General features: G+C 52.0%; 12 protein-coding genes, 1 tRNA gene and 2 pseudogenes. 6 read left to right on the top strand and 9 right to left on the bottom strand.

What is annotated here, in order from left to right:
• Positions 1 to 668 precede the first annotated feature (668 nt).
• Both ABOC97_RS11960 and ABOC97_RS11955 read left to right on the top strand, forming a co-directional pair.
• Positions 669 to 1,166, top strand: a pseudogene (locus ABOC97_RS11960) (transposase); the annotation flags it as partial.
• Positions 1,167 to 1,173: 7 nt separating this feature from the next.
• A pseudogene (locus tag ABOC97_RS11955) lies at positions 1,174 to 1,359 on the top strand (IS3 family transposase); the annotation flags it as partial.
• Between the two features lie 64 nt (positions 1,360 to 1,423).
• On the opposite strand, the gene ABOC97_RS11950 reads toward ABOC97_RS11955, so the two are convergent.
• On the bottom strand, positions 1,424 to 2,341 hold the full coding sequence (locus ABOC97_RS11950) for a hypothetical protein (RefSeq protein WP_349597747.1): 918 nt from the start codon (positions 2,339 to 2,341) through the stop codon (positions 1,424 to 1,426).
• Between the two features lie 2 nt (positions 2,342 to 2,343).
• A complete protein-coding gene (locus tag ABOC97_RS11945; protein ID WP_349597744.1) occupies positions 2,344 to 3,411 on the bottom strand; it encodes a hypothetical protein in 1,068 nt (355 codons plus the stop codon).
• 704 nt (positions 3,412 to 4,115) lie between these two features.
• On the opposite strand from ABOC97_RS11945, the gene ABOC97_RS11940 reads away from it, so the two are divergent.
• Positions 4,116 to 4,547 (top strand): DUF6530 family protein, encoded by a 432-nt coding sequence (locus ABOC97_RS11940; RefSeq protein WP_194512193.1) that lies wholly within the window; start codon positions 4,116 to 4,118, stop codon positions 4,545 to 4,547.
• 195 nt (positions 4,548 to 4,742) lie between these two features.
• Entirely contained in the window at positions 4,743 to 4,907 is a 165-nt protein-coding gene (locus ABOC97_RS11935) for a zinc ribbon domain-containing protein (RefSeq protein WP_349597765.1), read from the top strand.
• Positions 4,908 to 5,300: 393 nt separating this feature from the next.
• Here the strand turns inward: ABOC97_RS11935 and ABOC97_RS11930 are convergent, their stop codons facing one another.
• Together ABOC97_RS11930 and ABOC97_RS11925 are read right to left on the bottom strand one after the other, a co-directional pair.
• Positions 5,301 to 7,298: a heparinase II/III domain-containing protein gene (locus tag ABOC97_RS11930; RefSeq protein WP_349597741.1), complete on the bottom strand. Its 1,998-nt coding sequence runs from the start codon at positions 7,296 to 7,298 to the stop codon at positions 5,301 to 5,303.
• A 20-nt stretch (positions 7,299 to 7,318) separates the two neighbouring features.
• Positions 7,319 to 8,593 carry an MFS transporter gene (locus tag ABOC97_RS11925; protein ID WP_349597738.1) on the bottom strand — a complete coding sequence of 425 codons (1,275 nt, stop codon included), beginning with the start codon at positions 8,591 to 8,593 and terminating at the stop codon, positions 7,319 to 7,321.
• A 624-nt stretch (positions 8,594 to 9,217) separates the two neighbouring features.
• Here ABOC97_RS11925 and ABOC97_RS11920 point away from each other — a divergent pair.
• The gene (locus ABOC97_RS11920) at positions 9,218 to 9,727 is read left to right on the top strand and encodes a helix-turn-helix domain-containing protein (protein ID WP_349597735.1); all 510 of its coding nucleotides are present in this window, start codon (positions 9,218 to 9,220) and stop codon (positions 9,725 to 9,727) included.
• An 807-nt stretch (positions 9,728 to 10,534) separates the two neighbouring features.
• On the opposite strand, the gene ABOC97_RS11915 is transcribed toward ABOC97_RS11920, so the two are convergent.
• From ABOC97_RS11915 to ABOC97_RS11905, 3 genes are all read right to left on the bottom strand, one after another.
• Entirely contained in the window at positions 10,535 to 11,794 is a 1,260-nt protein-coding gene (locus ABOC97_RS11915; RefSeq protein ID WP_349597733.1) for a tyrosine-type recombinase/integrase, read from the bottom strand.
• Between the two features lie 164 nt (positions 11,795 to 11,958).
• Positions 11,959 to 12,034 (bottom strand) — tRNA-Phe (locus ABOC97_RS11910).
• Positions 12,035 to 12,139: 105 nt separating this feature from the next.
• A complete protein-coding gene (locus tag ABOC97_RS11905; RefSeq protein WP_349597730.1) occupies positions 12,140 to 12,847 on the bottom strand; it encodes a DUF554 domain-containing protein in 708 nt (235 codons plus the stop codon).
• Positions 12,848 to 13,277: 430 nt separating this feature from the next.
• Here ABOC97_RS11905 and ABOC97_RS11900 point away from each other — a divergent pair, with 430 nt between their 5' ends.
• The gene (locus ABOC97_RS11900; protein WP_349597727.1) at positions 13,278 to 15,413 is read left to right on the top strand and encodes an ornithine decarboxylase; all 2,136 of its coding nucleotides are present in this window, start codon (positions 13,278 to 13,280) and stop codon (positions 15,411 to 15,413) included.
• Positions 15,414 to 15,449: 36 nt separating this feature from the next.
• Here ABOC97_RS11900 and ABOC97_RS11895 read toward each other — a convergent pair whose 3' ends face one another.
• Together ABOC97_RS11895 and ABOC97_RS11890 are read right to left on the bottom strand one after the other, a co-directional pair.
• Positions 15,450 to 16,142 (bottom strand): response regulator, encoded by a 693-nt coding sequence (locus tag ABOC97_RS11895; RefSeq protein ID WP_349597724.1) that lies wholly within the window; start codon positions 16,140 to 16,142, stop codon positions 15,450 to 15,452.
• Positions 16,132 to 17,769 (bottom strand): sensor histidine kinase, encoded by a 1,638-nt coding sequence (locus tag ABOC97_RS11890; RefSeq protein WP_349597721.1) that lies wholly within the window; start codon positions 17,767 to 17,769, stop codon positions 16,132 to 16,134. Before ABOC97_RS11890 ends, ABOC97_RS11895 begins: the two co-directional genes overlap by 11 nt.
• Between the last annotated feature and the right edge of the window lie 284 nt (positions 17,770 to 18,053).

Here is an 18,053-nt window from a genome sequence, read left to right as displayed (position 1 = left end):
AGCTGAACAGGAGGGACAGCTGATAGAAACAGAAGCCACTGGAGCACCTCAAAAACACCATCATACACTAAATCAGTAAGTTGGCAGCATCACCTAGCAGTCATTGCCAAAATGGTTCTTCAGAACAGGAAAACAATCTTCTTCAAACAGGCAAAACTTTATCATCAATGAAAGAGCGTGGTCTGCTTTATTTTCCATTTATGGGCTCATCCCTATCTCACTTTTTAGTCATATTATCAGCAATTGTCAGTCAGCGAAAAGGACTACCGTTAATGTAAGGTAATTCTTGATCTCATCATAAACGTTGATCCACTATCCCTGTGTAACACCTTTGTCCATGGGACAACTGCCAATGCTTCAGGTACCAGTCTGTACCGAGTGATCTGAGAGAAGCGCCTTCGGGTGATCACGTGCCAATGCCATCGAAGCCTGAGAGGTGGCGTCTTCGGACGGTATGTCTGTTACTCCTGGGAACAGATGCTGGTTCTGTACTGAAAGAGCCAGTGGAGTCGGAGTTTACCTATTTCTGAATCATTTAATGCATTCAGTGCCATCGACATAGCGCGTTCTCATTCATGATGATTTGAGACAAGCGTCCTCAGTTTGAACGGTTTATGACCGTTTTTTCTATGACTTCTTAAGCCTTCGTGCTCAGACAACCTTTGCATGTACGGGTAGCCCTGTGCAGCACGCTTCGAAGTCTTGCGAAGCGATGGATGGCCCTGACTGAAGAGCTAAATGAACTGGACGATTCACTGGATAAACTGACCCGCAAATATGCCAGTAACCTTCGTCGCCAGTTTGGAGTAGGATCACAGACGGCGGCAACGCTGCTGGCTGTTGCAGGTGATAACCCCGAACGTTTAAAAAATGAAGCGGCTCTGGCATCTCTCTGCGGCGTAAATCCTTTACCAGCATCATCAGGAAAAACAGTCAGACACAGATTAAATCGTGGCGGCTCACGTGAAGCAAACAACGCCCTGTGGACAATAGCCCTTGTGCGTATGCGTAGTGATCCGCGCACAAGAATCTATGTCGACAGGCGGACTGGTGAAGGTTTGTCGACCAAAGAGATCCTGAGATGCCTATAACGCTACATTGTCCGTGAACTCTATCCATTGATTTTATCGGACCTCGCCTACGCCAATCGCCCACTCTTGACATAGGAGCGTCAATGCGGTGGCCGAATCGTTCTTCAGTTCGCTGAAAAAAGAACGGATCAGAAAACGCATATATAAAACCAGGGATCTGGCCCGGGCGGATATCTTCGATTACATTGAAGTCTTCTATAACCGGTCCCGGCGCCACAGCCACCTCGACGGCGTCAGTCCGGAGGCCTTCGAACAGGCCTCGTCGTGAGGACAGAATATGTCTACGGGCGTGTGGGCAGTCCAGACAGATCAAGCATTCTACATTACTGAGTTTAATTGCGGCCCTCTTCAATTAAGCGCAAAACTTCCGTTACTAGTCCGGCTGCGAAGCGCTGATCCCGCACTCTCTCATCTTCCAAACTTGCATCAGTACCATGTAGGAACTGCCCATAGCGCACAGGGCCCGTCAGCAGGTAGCCTTCAACGTTGTCATTACCTTCCGCAAAGCATATCTGCAATGCATTCAGTCCCGTCTCAATCGCTGTCTGATGTTTTCCAGTTTTGATGTGGTCAAGGAATTTATCTGCAATGTCTTCAGGTGCTCCAGCGTAACGCATCACATGGATCAAATCGGCTGCATCCTTGGGTTCGTTGCGATTTTGAAACGAAATCGCTTTCAGCAGGATAAACACAACTTCATCCGCAAACCTTATGGTTTCAAAAACAATCCCTGCGTCCCCCTGGCCTTTATCCCCAAAGAGCAACGCAGCAATTTTTTTCTCGGCGTACCAATCATATGACATTTCAGCAAAGGGGATCACGAGAGCAGAGACCGCCTCGCCATCTATCGGAACTTCTTTGCCAGGTTTTCCGCCAGCATTGTTTCCCTGTAAAAACTCCACCAATACAGGAGAACCACCAGGAATGGGGAACTCCCATCGCCATGCGTTTGTATCAGAGTGTTTTCTGAAGCCTCTTTCAACCAACTGATCGTGCAGAGAGGCATAGTTCTCCCCTTCAGCGATTACTTGCAGGTTAAGCACGATATCCACATCAGATGTACCAAAATGTTCAGGAACAAGAGGTTCCTGCGCGGGAGTCAAATAGCGCGGGACAAGACCGCCTATCAGGCGAAGCGAGCCTTTCATGGTGCCGAAGGTAGTCAATAAAGTGACTAACACCCGCTCACACATTTCCGTGTTAACGGCTGAATACCCGGATCTGTCTTTCGGTTTGGTGTGCACTACCATTGTTATATCTCCAGAATTTCCCGGCGAAACTGCTCAGCAAGTTCAGCGTTTCTTCCTTTACCGTCCAGCAGAGACAGATACTGAATGTAGTTACTGGCGACGGGGATGTTGTTTTCAAAATTTATAAATTGCAAGGCAGCGGGGGCGCATTCATGTACAACAATGTTGTAGCCCTTTTCCGCGCGTTGAATTCCCGTCAGATGCATAAGTTGCTCCGTCCTTCCGGGAGAGACGATAATTTCTGCCACATTTACGCCCGTGAGTAATGGCGTGACTTGATTTGCCGGCAGGGCACCTGTCAGCGCCCAATTGATGTCACTACCTTCGTGACTAATCCTGCGTTCAATTCTCCTAACGCAATCCACTGCATCCGTCGCAAACAGATACCCGTAGATTGCATGATTTTCCCGTTGCCTGAATGCCTCAGACCAGGCGTCAAGTAAAGCGCCGGGATTGCTCAGTCTGCGTCGCTGTGAACGACCGCCCTCACTGGTTTTCTCCAACCATTCTCTCATTTCCAGCTCTTTTAAAACGCCAGAAACCGTATATGCCGAAGTTCCAGAGTGATAACTGAGTTCTTCACCTGAGAACCATTTCCCCTGTGACTGAAGTAATGCATGAACGACCATTTCCCTCGCACCAGTGAACAGATCACCACCACCGCGCTTCGCTGCTCTTTTGCGTGGTTTTTGTATATCGATAATTGACTGGTTATGCTTGATAAAGAGAGTGCCACCCATCTCATAATATCCAATACCATGCTCTTTGAGCATTTCTCTTGCGCCCTCACTGACCAGCTCAGCGACAAAAATCGGTACAATATCAGGCTCATTGGCGTTTTTCTGGCAGAACTCCTGAATTTTCCAGATTGCTTGCCTGATATCCCTTGGGTAAGCCTGTTTTTTTACCTCTAAGGGTATGATCCAGTAACCCTGAATACCTCTGACCTCCAGCACACAATCAATACCGTCGTCGTCCAACAGGCCACTCCGTTTTTTAATCCTGGCTTCAAGGACACGTTCAAGGGTCAACGCCACATCCTGTAGGAGCTTGTTTTCTGAATAAATCATTGCGTACGGCCCCTCAATAAAATGTATTTTTCTTAGCCAAGAATTATAGTTTATCTGTACAGCTAAGAAACAGGAAAAAGCTAATCCTTAGCTAAAAAATACAGTTTAGCTGTTCAGATAAGGATTGCATTATGCATAAAGAAAGTACTGGAAGCAGGGCACTAAACAAGATTTAAGAAGAGGGAATTCGCCATAAAGTACGTAGGCATAACTGCTGGAAATCAGAAGACATCTCTAAATTCGTCAGATGTAGGCCATTTGACTCTATCGGGCAGGCTATGAGTTTTTAGCGCATTGCAGCACCCGGCCTAAGCCAGATGAACAACAGAGAGGATATTGACCGGATAAAGTGGAAATAGAAGCCGACAATGGGGAGGGACGCAGCGGGTTTACTGTTAATCCTGAACGTAGCCAGGAATTTTTGCCTGGAATGTGAAGGGTTGAGCAAGCCACCGACGCGGTAGTACTCTTTGCGGCTATGACCGAGAAACAGCCTTTTCATCCACCTTTTTAAGTCACCAAAAAATATCTGTGTGAGCTGCTCAGGCCAAAGCTGTTCACAAGTTTCTATTTCTTCATTCTTGCAAAACTAACCTTCAATGCATTGATATAGTTATATATACATAAATTGTTTCATTTACTAAATTTACTAATTATGTAATTCATATATTTTGTTAATCATCTAATCATAGAAAGAGGTTTACATGAAAATCCCGGCGCATTTAAAACACAAACCTATTTTTCAAGTTGAAAATTATGACCGCATTGACGGCCCATATGCTGATGATACTGATGCCATGGGTCTATCAGTTGGTATAGCTCAGTGGAACGGTCCGGGTTGGACAGAGCTTTCAGCCAAAGTTTGGCGAAACACGGGAGAAAAATGGTCACGTCAGTCAGAGGAACTCCCCCTTCACCGGGTAATCGACCTGGCAACACTTATTTGCATTACAATGGACTACAGCAAAAATGGCAGATTGTCTTCGAGTGATGACTTTCCTGTAACCCGCTCAGCAGATAACGCTGATCTAACTCATCACATTGGGCTAATGAAAAAGGAACTGAAAGAAAATCATGAGAATCTTGATAGAAGCCTCCAGCGACTATCGCTCGAACTTAAAAGACTCGGGTACTAACTAATTTGATTGAGTATTAGGCCGTTTAAGCGGCCGACCATACTGGCCTGCGGCAAGTTCGTGGCATGATGGCCATTCCTGAAACGGGGGGCATGTTCCTACCCAACGGTTGTAGCACCAAGCGCGGGCTTAACCGGTCTCGGTGAGTTTTTCCGGCAACTGGGATACCAATGTGCCTAGCGTGAGGTAAGACTACTGAATATTGGCAGATGGGAACCCAGCTGTAAACGCTTCAGTTCTTGTGGTGAAATCCATACTGACCTGACACTGGCCATGCGAACATGGACGTGCCCCTGCTGCGGCTCCGGACATCACAGGGATATCAATGCCGCTATCAATATTGCGGCGGTGGCGGTTTAGACGGGGTAGGGAGTGACTACTCTGCGGTGTTTACTGATAACCCTGAGCATATCCGGGAATTCTTATCGGGTATGTGGAGGGTTGAGCAAGCCACCGGCGCGGTAGCGTTGCATCGACCCATTGAACCCACAGCACGCAGCGGACATGACCTGTTCCACGTTGATTAATACACCGTAATGTTAGTAATGGATTTCAGCAGTGGTAACGGAGCTTTATCTATTTTAAATGTCAGGGCAGGGATAGCTGGCTGATGCGATTTCTCTTTTCTCTCCGGCCCTGGTAATCAAAAAACCAGCCCTGAGGGCTGGTTCTCCTGAATTCAGCCGCTCCGTGTTCGAACGGCCTGACCATGGAAGATAGCGTATCGTCAGGCACAGTCGCCGATATAAGGCATCAGATAGGGTGGGTGATGATCTCCCGCTGTAAATCCGAGGTGATAGTCACGGTGTTTTGCCGCAGCGAGATAACCACGTTACGCATCAGGTCCTCTTCCGCGTGCAGGTCAATGACGTGAACGCTGATGAACGCCGGTGCCCGTGAGCGGGTTTTCAGGTAGCTCAGTGACGTCAGGGGCGGGTTTGCCGGGCCCTGCAACTGGTGGAGTTCTGCCTTCGGGTCACTGCAGGCGCAGTGGATCTGGATTTTTTTCCCCATCAGGGTGCGGAACGGCACCGTGACTGTCCGGCTCATCGGGCTGACGAAGCACTCACTGAAATAAAACAGGGGATCGCTTTCGTCATAATCACGCAGGGGCCGGTAGCTTCCGGTGGTTATCAGCCGTTCGCCGTCAATGTGCAGAATGTTATCCAGCTGACGGCGGTGGGGGTTGGTCACGCGGGTGATATCCACCACCATGTGTTCATACACAATCACCTTCCGGCGATAAACGATGTCCCGGTAGGCGTGGGTGTTCCACTCCACGCGGGTCAGGCAGGGTACCTCGGCAGGGGGCTCACGCCAGTCTACCTCGACCGTCACCTCGGCGTACTTTTCCGTCTCTGTAAAGCTCAGTGTCTGTGGACTGGCGGGCGGCTGGTTGGACTCTTCTGCGCACAGGACGTTATGGGTGAGCGTGTTTTTGTAGTAGCTGTAGTGCATCGGAGCCCCGTATCCGGTGGTGCCCATGTCAGGAAGAATGGCCACGTTCTGGTCGTAAATAATGAGCCCGGGCTTATCGTAGTGATCGTGCTCGCCCCCGTAGGGGGTGTGCTTGACGACCACAGCCCGGCCCTGATCGGGATTGCGGAAAATGGTGATGCCGTTATCCGGGTCGTGATAATTGCCCGTCTCCCGGACCGGCTCCGTGATGCGCAGCCGCGGATCGCCGTACAGGAAGGCACCCAGGCTGGTCCGGGGCTCCTTGTCATAGATGATGGAGAGCATGCGCGCATAGTTGTCTTCGCCGTAGCAGGCGTAGGCAAACTCGTAAAGGTCAGGATAGGTCACTGTATCTTTCATCGGGATGCAGTCATTGAATGTGGGCTCGGTGTCGTCCGGCATCAGCAGCTTAATGGGCAGGTCGAGCATTTTCCTGTAGTACGGCTGGCTCATCAGGCTGTAGTCCTGGTGGGCATAGCGGACCATGCGCTCAAATTCGAAGAAGCCCTGCAGGGCATAATGGTGATAGTGCAGGGACCCTTCAAACCACAGGCCGCCTTTGAGGACCCCGCACCTGAGCTGGTCGTGCAGACCCCAGACGGCATTGACGCCGGTCTGCAGGTAGCGGGGGTCATCCAGCACCGCACCGGTCATGGCCAGCGCACTGTTGATCCGCACTTCATGGTTATGCAGTTGCTTCCAGCGTTTGCTGATGAGAAATTCAGCGCAGGCCCGGAGTAAATCACGCTCGATGGTGGTTCGTTCAGCCGGGGCCAGTGCGTCATAAATGAGATCGTAGCCCTTCACAAACCCGGACAGACACAGGGCTTCACAGAGCGTCTGTGCATTCATTTTTCCGGGGCCGTTATAGGGGATCCCGCCGTGCTCGGCATAGCCGGGGTAGTAGCGCGCGTACGCCATGAGAATATCCCGTACTATCGTGAAATAGAGCTTCTCCCCGGTCAGCATCCAGGCGATACCCAGTTCATAACAGGCCCGGGCGTTCAGATCGTTGAGTTTTCGCCACCAGGCGCCCCGGTACGGTTCCCCCGTCAGAACTTCGTTATCGACCGGGCAGTGGTAGGCCTCCGGCGAGAGCCGGTCCCAGATAAGCGGGACGCCATGTTTCGGGCAGTAGTAGAAGAGCTCCCAGCTGGCACATCCTGTTTCGGGGACCAGAACGGGGTGGTTAAGCACGACCTCATTGTCCTTGCGTATTTTGTTAAGGATGCGCGGATCGTCGAGGCTGGCCTGTCTCAGGCGCTGGATATCGGACGGACTGAACTGTTTCATGATGCTTTCTCCTGGTGGGGTCAGAGACCCGGGTTAAGGACAGTGTCACGGAGGGGATCGGAGCGGGGAATGCTGAGCAGGGTCCAGAGCAGGACGGCCCCGATAAGGTCAAGGAAGCCCAGCACGTCGAAGACCAGGCTATAGCCGATACTGGCCACGGCGACCCCGATCAGCAGCGTCCCGATAAATCCCCCCACGCCGCCGACCAGCCCGGCAAAGCCGGTGACGGTGCCGACCTCGTCCTCGCTGAAGAATTCAGCCGACATGCTGATCACCGTGATGGAGGCACACTGGTGGGCGAACCCGGCGACGCAGAAGAGGGTGATGGCCATCCCGGTGGTGGTGACAAAGTTGAGCAGCGGGATAAGCATCATCAGGCAGGCGGCCAGGGTGAAGGTGATGCGTTTGGCGTTGATGAGGGTGATCCCGCGCCGGTTAAGCCATTGGGCAAACAGGCCAGCAAAGAGGCAACCTGCGTCGGCGGTGAGGAACGGCAGCCAGGCGAAGAGGGCAATTTGTTTCAGATCCAGATGGCGGACGGTGACCAGATAGAGGGGCATCCAGAAGCCCAGCGCGGCCCAGGTGGGGTCCGCAAACAGGCGGGGCAGGGAGATGGCCCAGAGGTTACGCCGGGGCAACAGCGATTTCAGCGAGACGCGGCGCGTGATCCTGGCGTGTGTCGCTTCGCGGCCAATCAGAGCGAGCTCTTCTTCTGTCATGAGGGCATGCTTTTCCGGGGGGCGGTAGGCAATAAGCCAGAGCACGGACCAGACAATCCCGAAGACACTTGCCACGACGAAGGCGATGCGCCAGTTGTAATGGATGATGGACCAGGCGACCACGGGCGGAGCGAGCATGGCCCCGGCTGAGGTGCCGATGCTGTAGATCCCACAGGCCAGGCCGCGCTCCCGAGGCGGGAACCACTGGGCAGAGACTTTCATTCCGGCAGGATTGAAGGTGGACTCGGTGAGGCCAATGCCCATCCGGAGTATCATCATGGGTATCCAGGAGCTGAAGAAACCGGTCAGCGCGTTAAACACGGACCAGAGGATGGCCATCATGGCGAAGACCCAGCGTACGCCGAACCGGTCCATGATATAGCCGGCACAGACCCCGCCCACCGGGTAGGCAAGATTAAAGGCGGCGGTGATCCAGGCGTACTGCTGTTCGGTGAAGCCGATGTCCTTCAGCATGGTCGGAGCAGCGATACCGAGGGTATTACGGGACAGGTAGTTAGTGATGGTGCCCATCATAACCAGGACAATAATGTACCATCGTAGATTCTTAATTTTCATTTCCAGGGCATCCTTTTCTATCCGTTAATGCGTTAGTTTTGGTGTCCTGCCTGAATAACGCGTGAGCGAAGCCGTTGCCCGTATACGAAATAAAGGCCAGAGACGAAATCGGGTAGTACTGTCAGTCAGGTTATGTGTGGGTTCTTATACCTCCTCGTGCGGTGGTCCTGCTTAGTTTCAGGCAACAGTTATCCCCACCCTGTAAGGGTGTAGTGTGTCGAGCCCTGTCTTTTCAGCCTTTGCGCGGAGCCAACTGGTGACCACGATCAGCGGTCACCAGTTGGCGAGGGGAGTAAAAAGGCCTGTATCCCGCCGGGGATTTTGGTTCGAGCGGCTTCCTGCATAGCAAGCCCAACCGGGATGAATCCCTATCCAGATCTGCACATTGATGGAGAACTGGATGGGCAGCTTTACCTGCTGAGTTTTTTCAGGGCGAGCGCATGCGTGACATTTCAGCCCTGTTTATGAGATCCTCAGAATTTGGATTTGCAGATACTAAACGTCTGCATTTTATACAATTGAGTGTATCGCAAAATAGTGCGTTTTCAACCATTAAATCGCATTATTTTGCGATTTAATGATGCTCAATCACCTAAGCCTATAAAAAACAAAGGGTTGTTGGTAATGGCTATGACGAAGAAAAATACTCAGGATCTAGCAGGTGATATTGAGGACTCCTTCGGAGTAAGGTTATCAATAGCTATGAAACTTTCTGGTGATACAAAAAGTTCTTTAGCTCGTAAATCTGAACTTTCTGAAGGTGCTATAAGGGCTTATCTAAAAAATGAGTCATCACCAAGTATTGCTCAATTGATGAAATTATCGAAAGCATTAGGAGTTCGAGCTTCATGGTTACTTGGTGAGGGAAATGAGCCGCATTCAAAACTGGATGCTGAAGAAGATATATCCTTACTGATTGCGCTGTTCAGACATTTGTCAGGAATGCACCGTCGCATGGCTTTAAAACTCGTATTATCAGCATTAGCAAGTCAATATGATGAAATTGGTGAACAAGACCTACAAAATCTTACATCCAAGGTGATAAATACCGCAGTAAAAATAAATTCTCTTACTCAAGAAGAAAAAGAAAAGCTTTCAGCGCATCTTGGTTTGGACCTACAAATCGATAGTTGATCAGGAAAACTGTTACTTAAGTTAAGTAAATAAGCCGTGTATTTAAGATCACTGAGCCTCCTTTGTCATCCGCCCCATGGTATCGCCCAGTCAGTTCGCCCCACGGTGTTGGGCGATGTCATGGGGCGACAGCCAGCTCGCGTTGCGGCAAAGTGCCGTAAAGCTGTGCTTCCCGGCACAACATCCTGAACGCCTGTCAATGCGGGCTGGACGCCCTTATTTCCAGTCTCGCAGGGGTAATGTCGCGTCTGGACGCCGCGCCAAAACCCCCTGGGTCAAAAGCGGCACACCGTCACGCGCTACGCGCGACCAACCCCTTTAAGACGCGCGTTTCGCCTGTTTTTTCTCGCAGGCTCCAAAAAACGGGAACGCTGCTTTAAAGGGGTTGGTCGCGCAACGCTACCGGCTTCTGGCCGGAGACTTAGCGGCGACGGTGTGCGGGGCAAGCCCCCCAAATAAACCGACGCGTGGGCGCGTCTTTTTGCTCGCTGGGGCGGCAAAATTTATTCGGCTCCCCCCGGCCTGCTCGGTTCCCCCCGGGGTGAACGCTCGCAGGTGGATTCGGGCGACGCAAATTAGCCATTTCTTCGAAATGGAATTTACTCACCTCACGCCACTTTTTAATTTCTGCTGTTCGCATCCATTAAAAAGCCATACAAGCGCAGCCTGTCATATCGATTGTCCCTGAAACACAGGTAATGACGATGGAGAAAAATCCCGCTGTTTTATCAGTGCTAGCTCTGGTGCACTCCACCTCAGCCCTTTGTTTGTTCAGTAGCGGCTTATTCCCTGGTGCACTAGTCTGGCTCAGGCAACCTTAATCGACTTCTCAAAGCGATAAGCCGGGATAAATTGATGCTGGCAGGCATCAAGATAATCCGACCACCATTGCATCATTTGAGTTCGTTCGTCGAGGTGTTCTGCTTTATGAATATAGGCGGCACGAACGTGATTACGCTCCTGATGGCTCATCTGCCGCTCCACAGCATCTTTTGACCAGCGACCTGATTCAATCAACGCGCTACACGCTATCGTACGGAAGCCATGTCCGCAGATGTCCACCTGTGTGTCGTAACCCATCGTGCGCAGTGCCTTGTTGATGGTGTTCTCACTCATTGGCTTACGGGCATCGTGATCGCCGGGGAAGAGTAAATCCCCGTTGCCGGATAACAGTTTTAGCTGCTTCAGTACCGTTACCGCCTGTTTTGACAGCGGTACCAGATGCGGCGTTTTCATTTTTGCACCGCGTTCTGAGTAACGCACACCGGTGATGGGTTCCCGATTTGCAGGAAGTGTCCACATCGCATTATCCAGGTCGATCTCCGGCCAGCGGGCAAAACGTAATTCACTGGAGCGAATAAAAATCAGCAAATTAAGCTGTACCGCCAGCTTTGTTAGCAGTCTGCCTGAATAGCTTTCTATTCTTTCCAGTAGTTCAGGTAATTTTTCCAGCGGCAGGGCAGGGTAATGGTTTTTTGGTGGCGGGGTGATAGCGCCGCAGAGGTCATTGGCCGGGTTGCTTGTAATCAATCCTTCCTGTACGGCATAACGCATGATGACCGTGGTACGTTGCTGTATTCGTGCTGCTGTTTCCAGGCAACCTTTTTTCTCCGCTATCCGTAGCGGAATAAGCAGATCGGCAGTTTTCAGGTTAGTTACAAGGGCATTGCCGATGAGCGGGAAAATGTGCAACTCCAGTGACCTCAGGACTCTGGTGGCGTGTGCTTCACTCCAGCGAATGTTCGCGGCTACCCACTGACGGGAGACGGTCTCGAAGGTAATGCCGTTTTTTCTCGCCTGCTTGTCCTGCTGTTTCTTTACACCGGGATCGGCACCTGTGCTCAGTATTGTACGGGCTTCCTGGCGCAGTTTACGGGCCGTTGCCAGCGAGACAGTCGGGTAAGCGCCAAACGCCAGCTTTTTCTCTTTTCCGCCAAAGCGGTACTTAAGGTGCCAGAGTTTGGAACCGTTGGGTTTAATCAGCAGGTATAAACCTTGCGTGTCGCTGAGTTTGTAAGGTTTGTCGAGAGGTTTGGCGTGGCGGGTGGCGGTATCAGTCAGAGGCATTGTGGGGGCTCCGTAGTTTATCAAACCGGCAGGCCCCCAATTAAGCCCCCAAAAACTACGGATGTCAAAAAATCTGGCAGTACCTTGCGGTACTCCAGATTTTCATCAACTTACTGATTTTTCTATGTTCCCGGACGTATAGGAACGTCCCAAAACTAAAATAGTGGTGCCCGGACTCGGAATCGAACCAAGGACACGGGGATTTTCAATCCCCTGCTCTACCGACTGAGCTATCCGGGCAACGGGGCGCATTAAACCGTAATCGCCTCGACTCGTCAACGAAATTTATAAAATTTGCGGCGAGTTGCACAATCTATCACCACTTCACGCAGTTAGCACGACTTTTCAGGCAAAAAATGCCGTCCAGGCGGCGGAAATAGGCATCGCCAGCAGCAGGGCGGGCAGCATATTGACCACCGCAAACATCTTGATACCGCAGATGCGCAGGCCGGTAGCTAACAGCAGTAGGCCTCCGACGGCGGTAAAATCGGCCATCATCTCTGGGGTAGTGAGCGGCAGAATCAAAAAGGCGCAGAAGGCCAGAGACAGCTGGATGATTAACATGGGCACGCTGATGGCGCAGACGGCAAAACCCAACGAGCAGGCGAAAATCATCGCGGTAAAGAAATCGAGAAACGACTTGGCAATCAGAATGGTGGGATCGCCGGTCATGCCTTCATGCATTGAACCAAAAATCCCGGTGCCGCTGGCGCAAAACAGCACGATGATGGCGACAAAGCTCTGAATAAAATTCTCGTGCTGACTGCTTTGGCCGGGTTTGAGCATCCGTTTTTGCACCCGGGATACGGCGTTGTTAATGCCTCTTTCCAGGTAGCAAAACTCGCCAATCAGCGCGCCGACCAGGGTGGCCAGCACCATCACCGGCATATTGGCGCATTTGATAACCAACAGCAGGCCAATCCCCAGCGATGCCAGGCCAAAAATTGAGGTCATGGAAACGCGGATGCGTTCTGGCAAACGCTGGCTAAGCAACGCGCCGAGAAGCCCGCCAACCAGCACTGCGCTGGCATTGATAAAAGGTCCAATAACCACATTCACTCCTAATATTTATCTCTGAATTCTGCATTATTATGGACCGATTAATCGGTTCAGTGGTGATTTTTCCTTGATGTGAATGCATAAAGATTTCGTCTTGCGCCCTCTGGCGAAAGGTGCAATGATTGCGCGAAATTTCTCCTTTCCTGATAGGGGGCAGCCTGCAATGACATCCTTGCCATTACAACGCCAATGCCGCTTCGCAGCCTTGCGAAGGCTCTCCCATTTCTCTGCGTCGTACTCCCCGCTCATCATGCGGTGACGGCAACGTACGCTCACTGCAGGACAACAGTAAGATTAGACCACGTCTGCTTTTACTGATGTCTGGCGGTCGGAGCTGTAATCCAACTGCACCCAGACGCATCGTGGGGCAAAGCCAGGCGCTTTGCTCGGGGCCTTTACTCACCCTCAACGGGTCGTTGCGCTTATGAAATCAATGAACATTGCCGCCAGTCGTGAACTGGTCTCTCGTCTATCCTCCCACCGCAGCGTGGTGGCGCTGGATAGTACCGACTTTACCGATGTGGCAGCAGTCGTCATTACGGTGGCTGACAGCCACAGCGGCATTCTGGCATTACTCAAACGTACCGGTTTTCATCTGCCGGTGTTTGTGCTGACGGCAGACAGTATCGATACCCCGGAAGGTGTTGATGCAGTAATAAGTGGTAAAGAACAGGAATGGCTTGAGCTGGAAGCGGCGGCCTGCCGCTACGAAGAGAAGCTCCTGCCGCCGTTCTTTAACACCCTGAGCCAGTATGTTGAGATGGGCAACAGCACCTTTGCCTGCCCTGGGCATCAGCACGGTGCGTTCTTTAAAAAACACCCGGCGGGCCGCCAGTTCTACGAGTTTTTCGGTGAGAACGTCTTTCGTGCCGACATGTGTAACGCTGACGTCAAACTGGGCGATCTGCTTATCCACGAAGGTTCGGCCAAGCACGCGCAGAAGTTTGCGGCCAGGGTGTTCAATGCGGACAAAACCTATTTTGTGTTAAACGGCACTTCGGCGGCGAATAAAGTGGTGACTAACGCACTGCTGACCCGTGGCGATCTGGTGCTGTTCGACCGCAACAATCACAAATCCAACCACCACGGTGCACTGATTCAGGCCGGCGCGACGCCGGTCTATCTGGAGGCCGCGCGTAACCCGTTCGGCTTTATCGGCGGGATTGATGAGCACTGTTTTGATGATGCCTATCTGCGCGAACTCATCCGCGAAGTCGCGCCGCAAAAAGCCGATGCGCCACGCCCGTTCCGGCTGGCGATTATTCAGTTGGGTACCTACGACGGCACTATCTACAACGCGCGTCAGGTGGTGGATAAAATCGGCCATCTGTGTGACTACATCCTGTTTGACTCCGCATGGGTAGGCTACGAGCAGTTTATCGACATGATGGCGGATACCTCGCCGCTGCTGCTGGACCTGAATGAAAACGATCCGGGCATTTTTGTTACCCAGTCGGTGCACAAGCAGCAGGCTGGATTCTCGCAGACGTCGCAGATCCACAAAAAAGATAATCATATCCGCGGTCAGGCGCGTTTTTGCCCACATAAGCGCCTGAACAATGCCTTTATGCTGCATGCCTCAACCAGCCCGTTTTATCCGCTGTTTGCGGCGCTGGATATCAACGCCAAAATTCATGAAGGCGAGAGCGGCCGCCGTCTATGGGCCGAATGCGTGGCATTGGGGATCGAAGCGCGTAAGGCAATCGTGGCGAATTGTAAAATGATCCAGCCGTTTATTCCGCCGATCGTTGACGGACGCCCGTGGCAGGATCATCCCACCCAGACTATCGCCAGCGAGCGGCGTTTCTTCAGCTTCGCGCCGGGCGCGCATTGGCACGGCTTTGACGGCTACGCGCAGGATCAATACTTTGTTGATCCGTGCAAACTGCTGCTGACCACGCCGGGGATCGACGCCCAAACCGGGCGCTATACCGAATTCGGTATTCCAGCGACCATTCTGGCCCATTATCTGCGTGAGAACGGCATCGTGCCGGAGAAGTGCGATCTGAACTCGATCCTCTTCCTGCTTACCCCGGCTGAAACGTCGGAGAAGCTGGCGCAGCTAGTGGCGATGCTCGCGCAGTTTGAACAGCACATTGAAGACGATACGCCGTTGGCGGATGTGCTACCGACCATCTATCACAAATATCCGGGGCGCTATCGCGACTACACCCTGCGTGAACTATGCCAGGAGATGCACGATCTGTACGTCAGCTTTGACGTCAAAGATCTGCAAAAAGCGATGTTCCGCAAAGAGAGCCTGCCGGCGGTGGCGATGAACCCGCAGGACGCCAACAGTGAGTTTATTCGTGGCAACGTTGAGCTGGTGCGTATCAGCGATTCAGAAGGGCGTATCGCCGCCGAAGGGGCGCTGCCATATCCGCCGGGCGTGCTGTGCGTGGTGCCGGGAGAAGTGTGGGGCGGCGCGGTGCAGCGTTACTTCCTGGCGCTGGAAGAGGGCGTCAACCTGCTGCCCGGCTTCTCGCCGGAGCTTCAAGGAGTGTATAGCGAGAAAGATGCCGACGGCATTATGCGGCTGTTCGGCTATGTGCTGAAGTAGTTTGCGGTTTCCCCTCATCCCGCAAGGATGGGGGGATCACGCGTCGCTGCGGCGGTACATCCGCCGTGGGTGGCCAATCTTTCCGTACAGCATCTCGACGCTAAGAAAACCGACTTCAACGCAATGTTCCAGATAGCGTCGGGTGGTGGTCTTACTGAGCCCGGTTTCGCTGACCACTTCATCTACGGAAAAGCAGTGCTCAACCTTATCGTTAAACAGCTTCTGTACCCGTGCCAGCGTGTTTTCTTCAATTCCTTTGCTACCGTTGTCCTGACGATAGTTTTTTGCCTGCAGTTGATAGAGTGAGTCGACGTTCTGCTGGTCGACAATTTTCCATACTCGCTGCTGCTCGGCGAACTGCACGAAGCGTTCCAGGGACTGGCTAAGACGTTTCCACGACACCGGTTTGAGGATGTAATCAAACGCGCCGTTGCGAATGGCCTGGCTACAGGTGTCCATATCGCTCGCTGCGGTGATAAAAATGACCGAGCAGTTGGCGCGGAGCAACATGGGGTTACTGATAAGCGTAATACCCTTACCGTCGGGCAAGTAGTTGTCCAACAGCATGAGCTGCGGCCGTTTACTTTCCAGCTGTACCTGCGCGTCAGCCAGTGAAGCGGCAATGCCTACCAGCCGCAGACGCGGGTGCTTGCTGATAAGCTCCGCGTGTAGCTCAGCCAGTTCGTTCTCATCTTCCACGATGAGTACATCAATAAGTTCATGTTGCATAGTCGGTATCTTCCAGTTCCTGTGAGGTACACCGGGCGTCTCCCGTTGCGGGAATAAACAGCGAGAAAATGGTGCCATGGGGGGTGTTATCGGCCACTTCTATCAGACCGCCAGCCTGTGTAACGTAACTTTCGATCAAATACAGCCCGATGCCATGATCGCCCTGGGTTTTAGTGGTCACGCCGCGTTCGAATATCCGTTCACGGATCTCCGGTTTTATACCAATCCCCTGATCGGCCACTTCAATGATCAGCTCTCTTTCATTAAGCAGGATCAAAACTTCCACCGGTTCGTGGGGTTGCGGCGCGCGCTGGGTGGCCTCGATAGCGTTATCGATCAGGTTGCCGATAATGGAAATCACCTCGGATTCCGCCAGCGGCGTAAACGCTTCTCTCATCGAGCAGCCGGGGTCGAAGCGCAGCGCCACGCCTTTCTCGCGGGCGCGGGCGGCTTTCCCCAGTAGCAGGCCGCACAGCGTCGGCGAGCTAAAGCGTGAGGAGATAAAGTCCAGCAGCTCTTGCGCATGCTCGGACTGCGCCTGGATATAGCGAATCGCCTCATCATAGCGCCCCATGTGCAGTAAACCCGAAAGCGTCGTCATCCGGTTTAGCTGCTCGTGGCGCATGATGCGCAGGTTGTCGGCGTAGCGTTTGACCTGGCTTAGCTGGGCGCTGAGCGAGTCGATCTCGTTGCGATCGCGGAAGGTGATAACCCAGCCTTGCAGGGAATCTTCCAGCATGATCCGCACCCGGCTGGCGATCACCGTCAGATCGTTAAAATGACAGATCTCATCGTGGGTATCCTGCCGCAGCATGGTTTCGCGGGAGAAAAAAGGCACCGGTGCAATGACCTCGTCAATCAATTGACCGCGCAGCTCGCGTGCCGGCAGGGTGAGGCCAAGCAGCGTCCTTGCCGCCTGGTTTATCACCTCAATGCGCAGGTTATCGTCAATGGCGATAACCCCTTCGTAAATAGACTCCATCATCGCTTTTTGCTGACGCACCAGTAGGCCTATCTCACGGGGCTCGAGTGAGAAAATCTGTTTTTTGATGCTGCGGGTGAAAAACCAGGAGAAGACAAACAATGCAATCAACAAGAGCACCGCGGCAATCAGGATATTGACCACTTTGCTGACGGTAATGGTGTCGAGATAGCTGGTGAGATAGCCGACCGAGACAATACCCACCACCTGCCCACTGTCATTGAAAATGGGCGCTTTGCTGCGTAACGAAATCCCCAGACCTCCCTGGCGGATTGTCGTGGTGCTTTTACCTTGCAGTACCTCTGCGTTATCGCCGCCAACCAGCGTCTTACCAACCCGATCGTCAAATACAGAATGGTACAGATGCAGGCCTTTATTATCGCCAATCACGATAAAGCTAGCATCGCTGCGGGCGGCTAATTTCTGCATAAAATCATGGATCGCCGGGATGTTCTTATCCGCTACCTGTTTGCGCAAACTGGGGATGATGGCTATTTCTTCCGCCTGTATTTTTGCCCGTCCACTCATCTCCTGATATAGCTGTTTTCCAACATCGATATAATAATAGCTACCCAGCAATGCAAACAGCACTGAGAAAAACACGACCAGTGAAATAAATAGTTTTATTTGAAATGATACTTTCATTACTCTCACGTACGGTAGCGACGGAAGCTAGCAATATATCATCTTTTTCTTCTGGGGCTTCCGGTTTGCCGGAAACTTGTGATCCCTTGCACAGCAAGGTGTAGAAAGGTATTTTTCTGAAAAACAGGTTCAATTAAGGTTAAATTAATAAATGTTATTTGTTTGTTCAATTTAGAAAAGAAACCATAAAAACCACGCTTATAAATAAGGCATTAATCACATTAAATAAAAGAAACCATTAAAACCATAGGCGCCATTAAAACTTCGGTTTTAATATGCTTTCA

It is taken from the genome of Kluyvera huaxiensis (genome assembly GCF_040149365.1).
GTDB lineage: Bacteria > Pseudomonadota > Gammaproteobacteria > Enterobacterales > Enterobacteriaceae > Kluyvera > Kluyvera intermedia_A.
The sequence above is the reverse complement of the archived record's forward strand: the minus strand, read 5'-3'. Positions and strand labels throughout refer to the sequence as shown.

Excerpts from the sequence above, each read along its gene's own strand:
- ABOC97_RS11950 (WP_349597747.1), bottom strand. The coding sequence starts at position 2,341 with ATGGTAGTGCACACCAAACCGAAAGACAGATCCGGGTATTCAGCCGTT.
- ABOC97_RS11945 (WP_349597744.1), bottom strand. The coding sequence starts at position 3,411 with ATGATTTATTCAGAAAACAAGCTCCTACAGGATGTGGCGTTGACCCTT.
- ABOC97_RS11940 (WP_194512193.1), top strand. The coding sequence starts at position 4,116 with ATGAAAATCCCGGCGCATTTAAAACACAAACCTATTTTTCAAGTTGAA.
- ABOC97_RS11930 (WP_349597741.1), bottom strand. The coding sequence starts at position 7,298 with ATGAAACAGTTCAGTCCGTCCGATATCCAGCGCCTGAGACAGGCCAGC.
- ABOC97_RS11925 (WP_349597738.1), bottom strand. The coding sequence starts at position 8,593 with ATGAAAATTAAGAATCTACGATGGTACATTATTGTCCTGGTTATGATG.
- ABOC97_RS11920 (WP_349597735.1), top strand. The coding sequence starts at position 9,218 with ATGGCTATGACGAAGAAAAATACTCAGGATCTAGCAGGTGATATTGAG.
- ABOC97_RS11915 (WP_349597733.1), bottom strand. The coding sequence starts at position 11,794 with ATGCCTCTGACTGATACCGCCACCCGCCACGCCAAACCTCTCGACAAA.
- ABOC97_RS11900 (WP_349597727.1), top strand. The coding sequence starts at position 13,278 with ATGAAATCAATGAACATTGCCGCCAGTCGTGAACTGGTCTCTCGTCTA.
- ABOC97_RS11895 (WP_349597724.1), bottom strand. The coding sequence starts at position 16,142 with ATGCAACATGAACTTATTGATGTACTCATCGTGGAAGATGAGAACGAA.
- ABOC97_RS11890 (WP_349597721.1), bottom strand. The coding sequence starts at position 17,769 with ATGAAAGTATCATTTCAAATAAAACTATTTATTTCACTGGTCGTGTTT.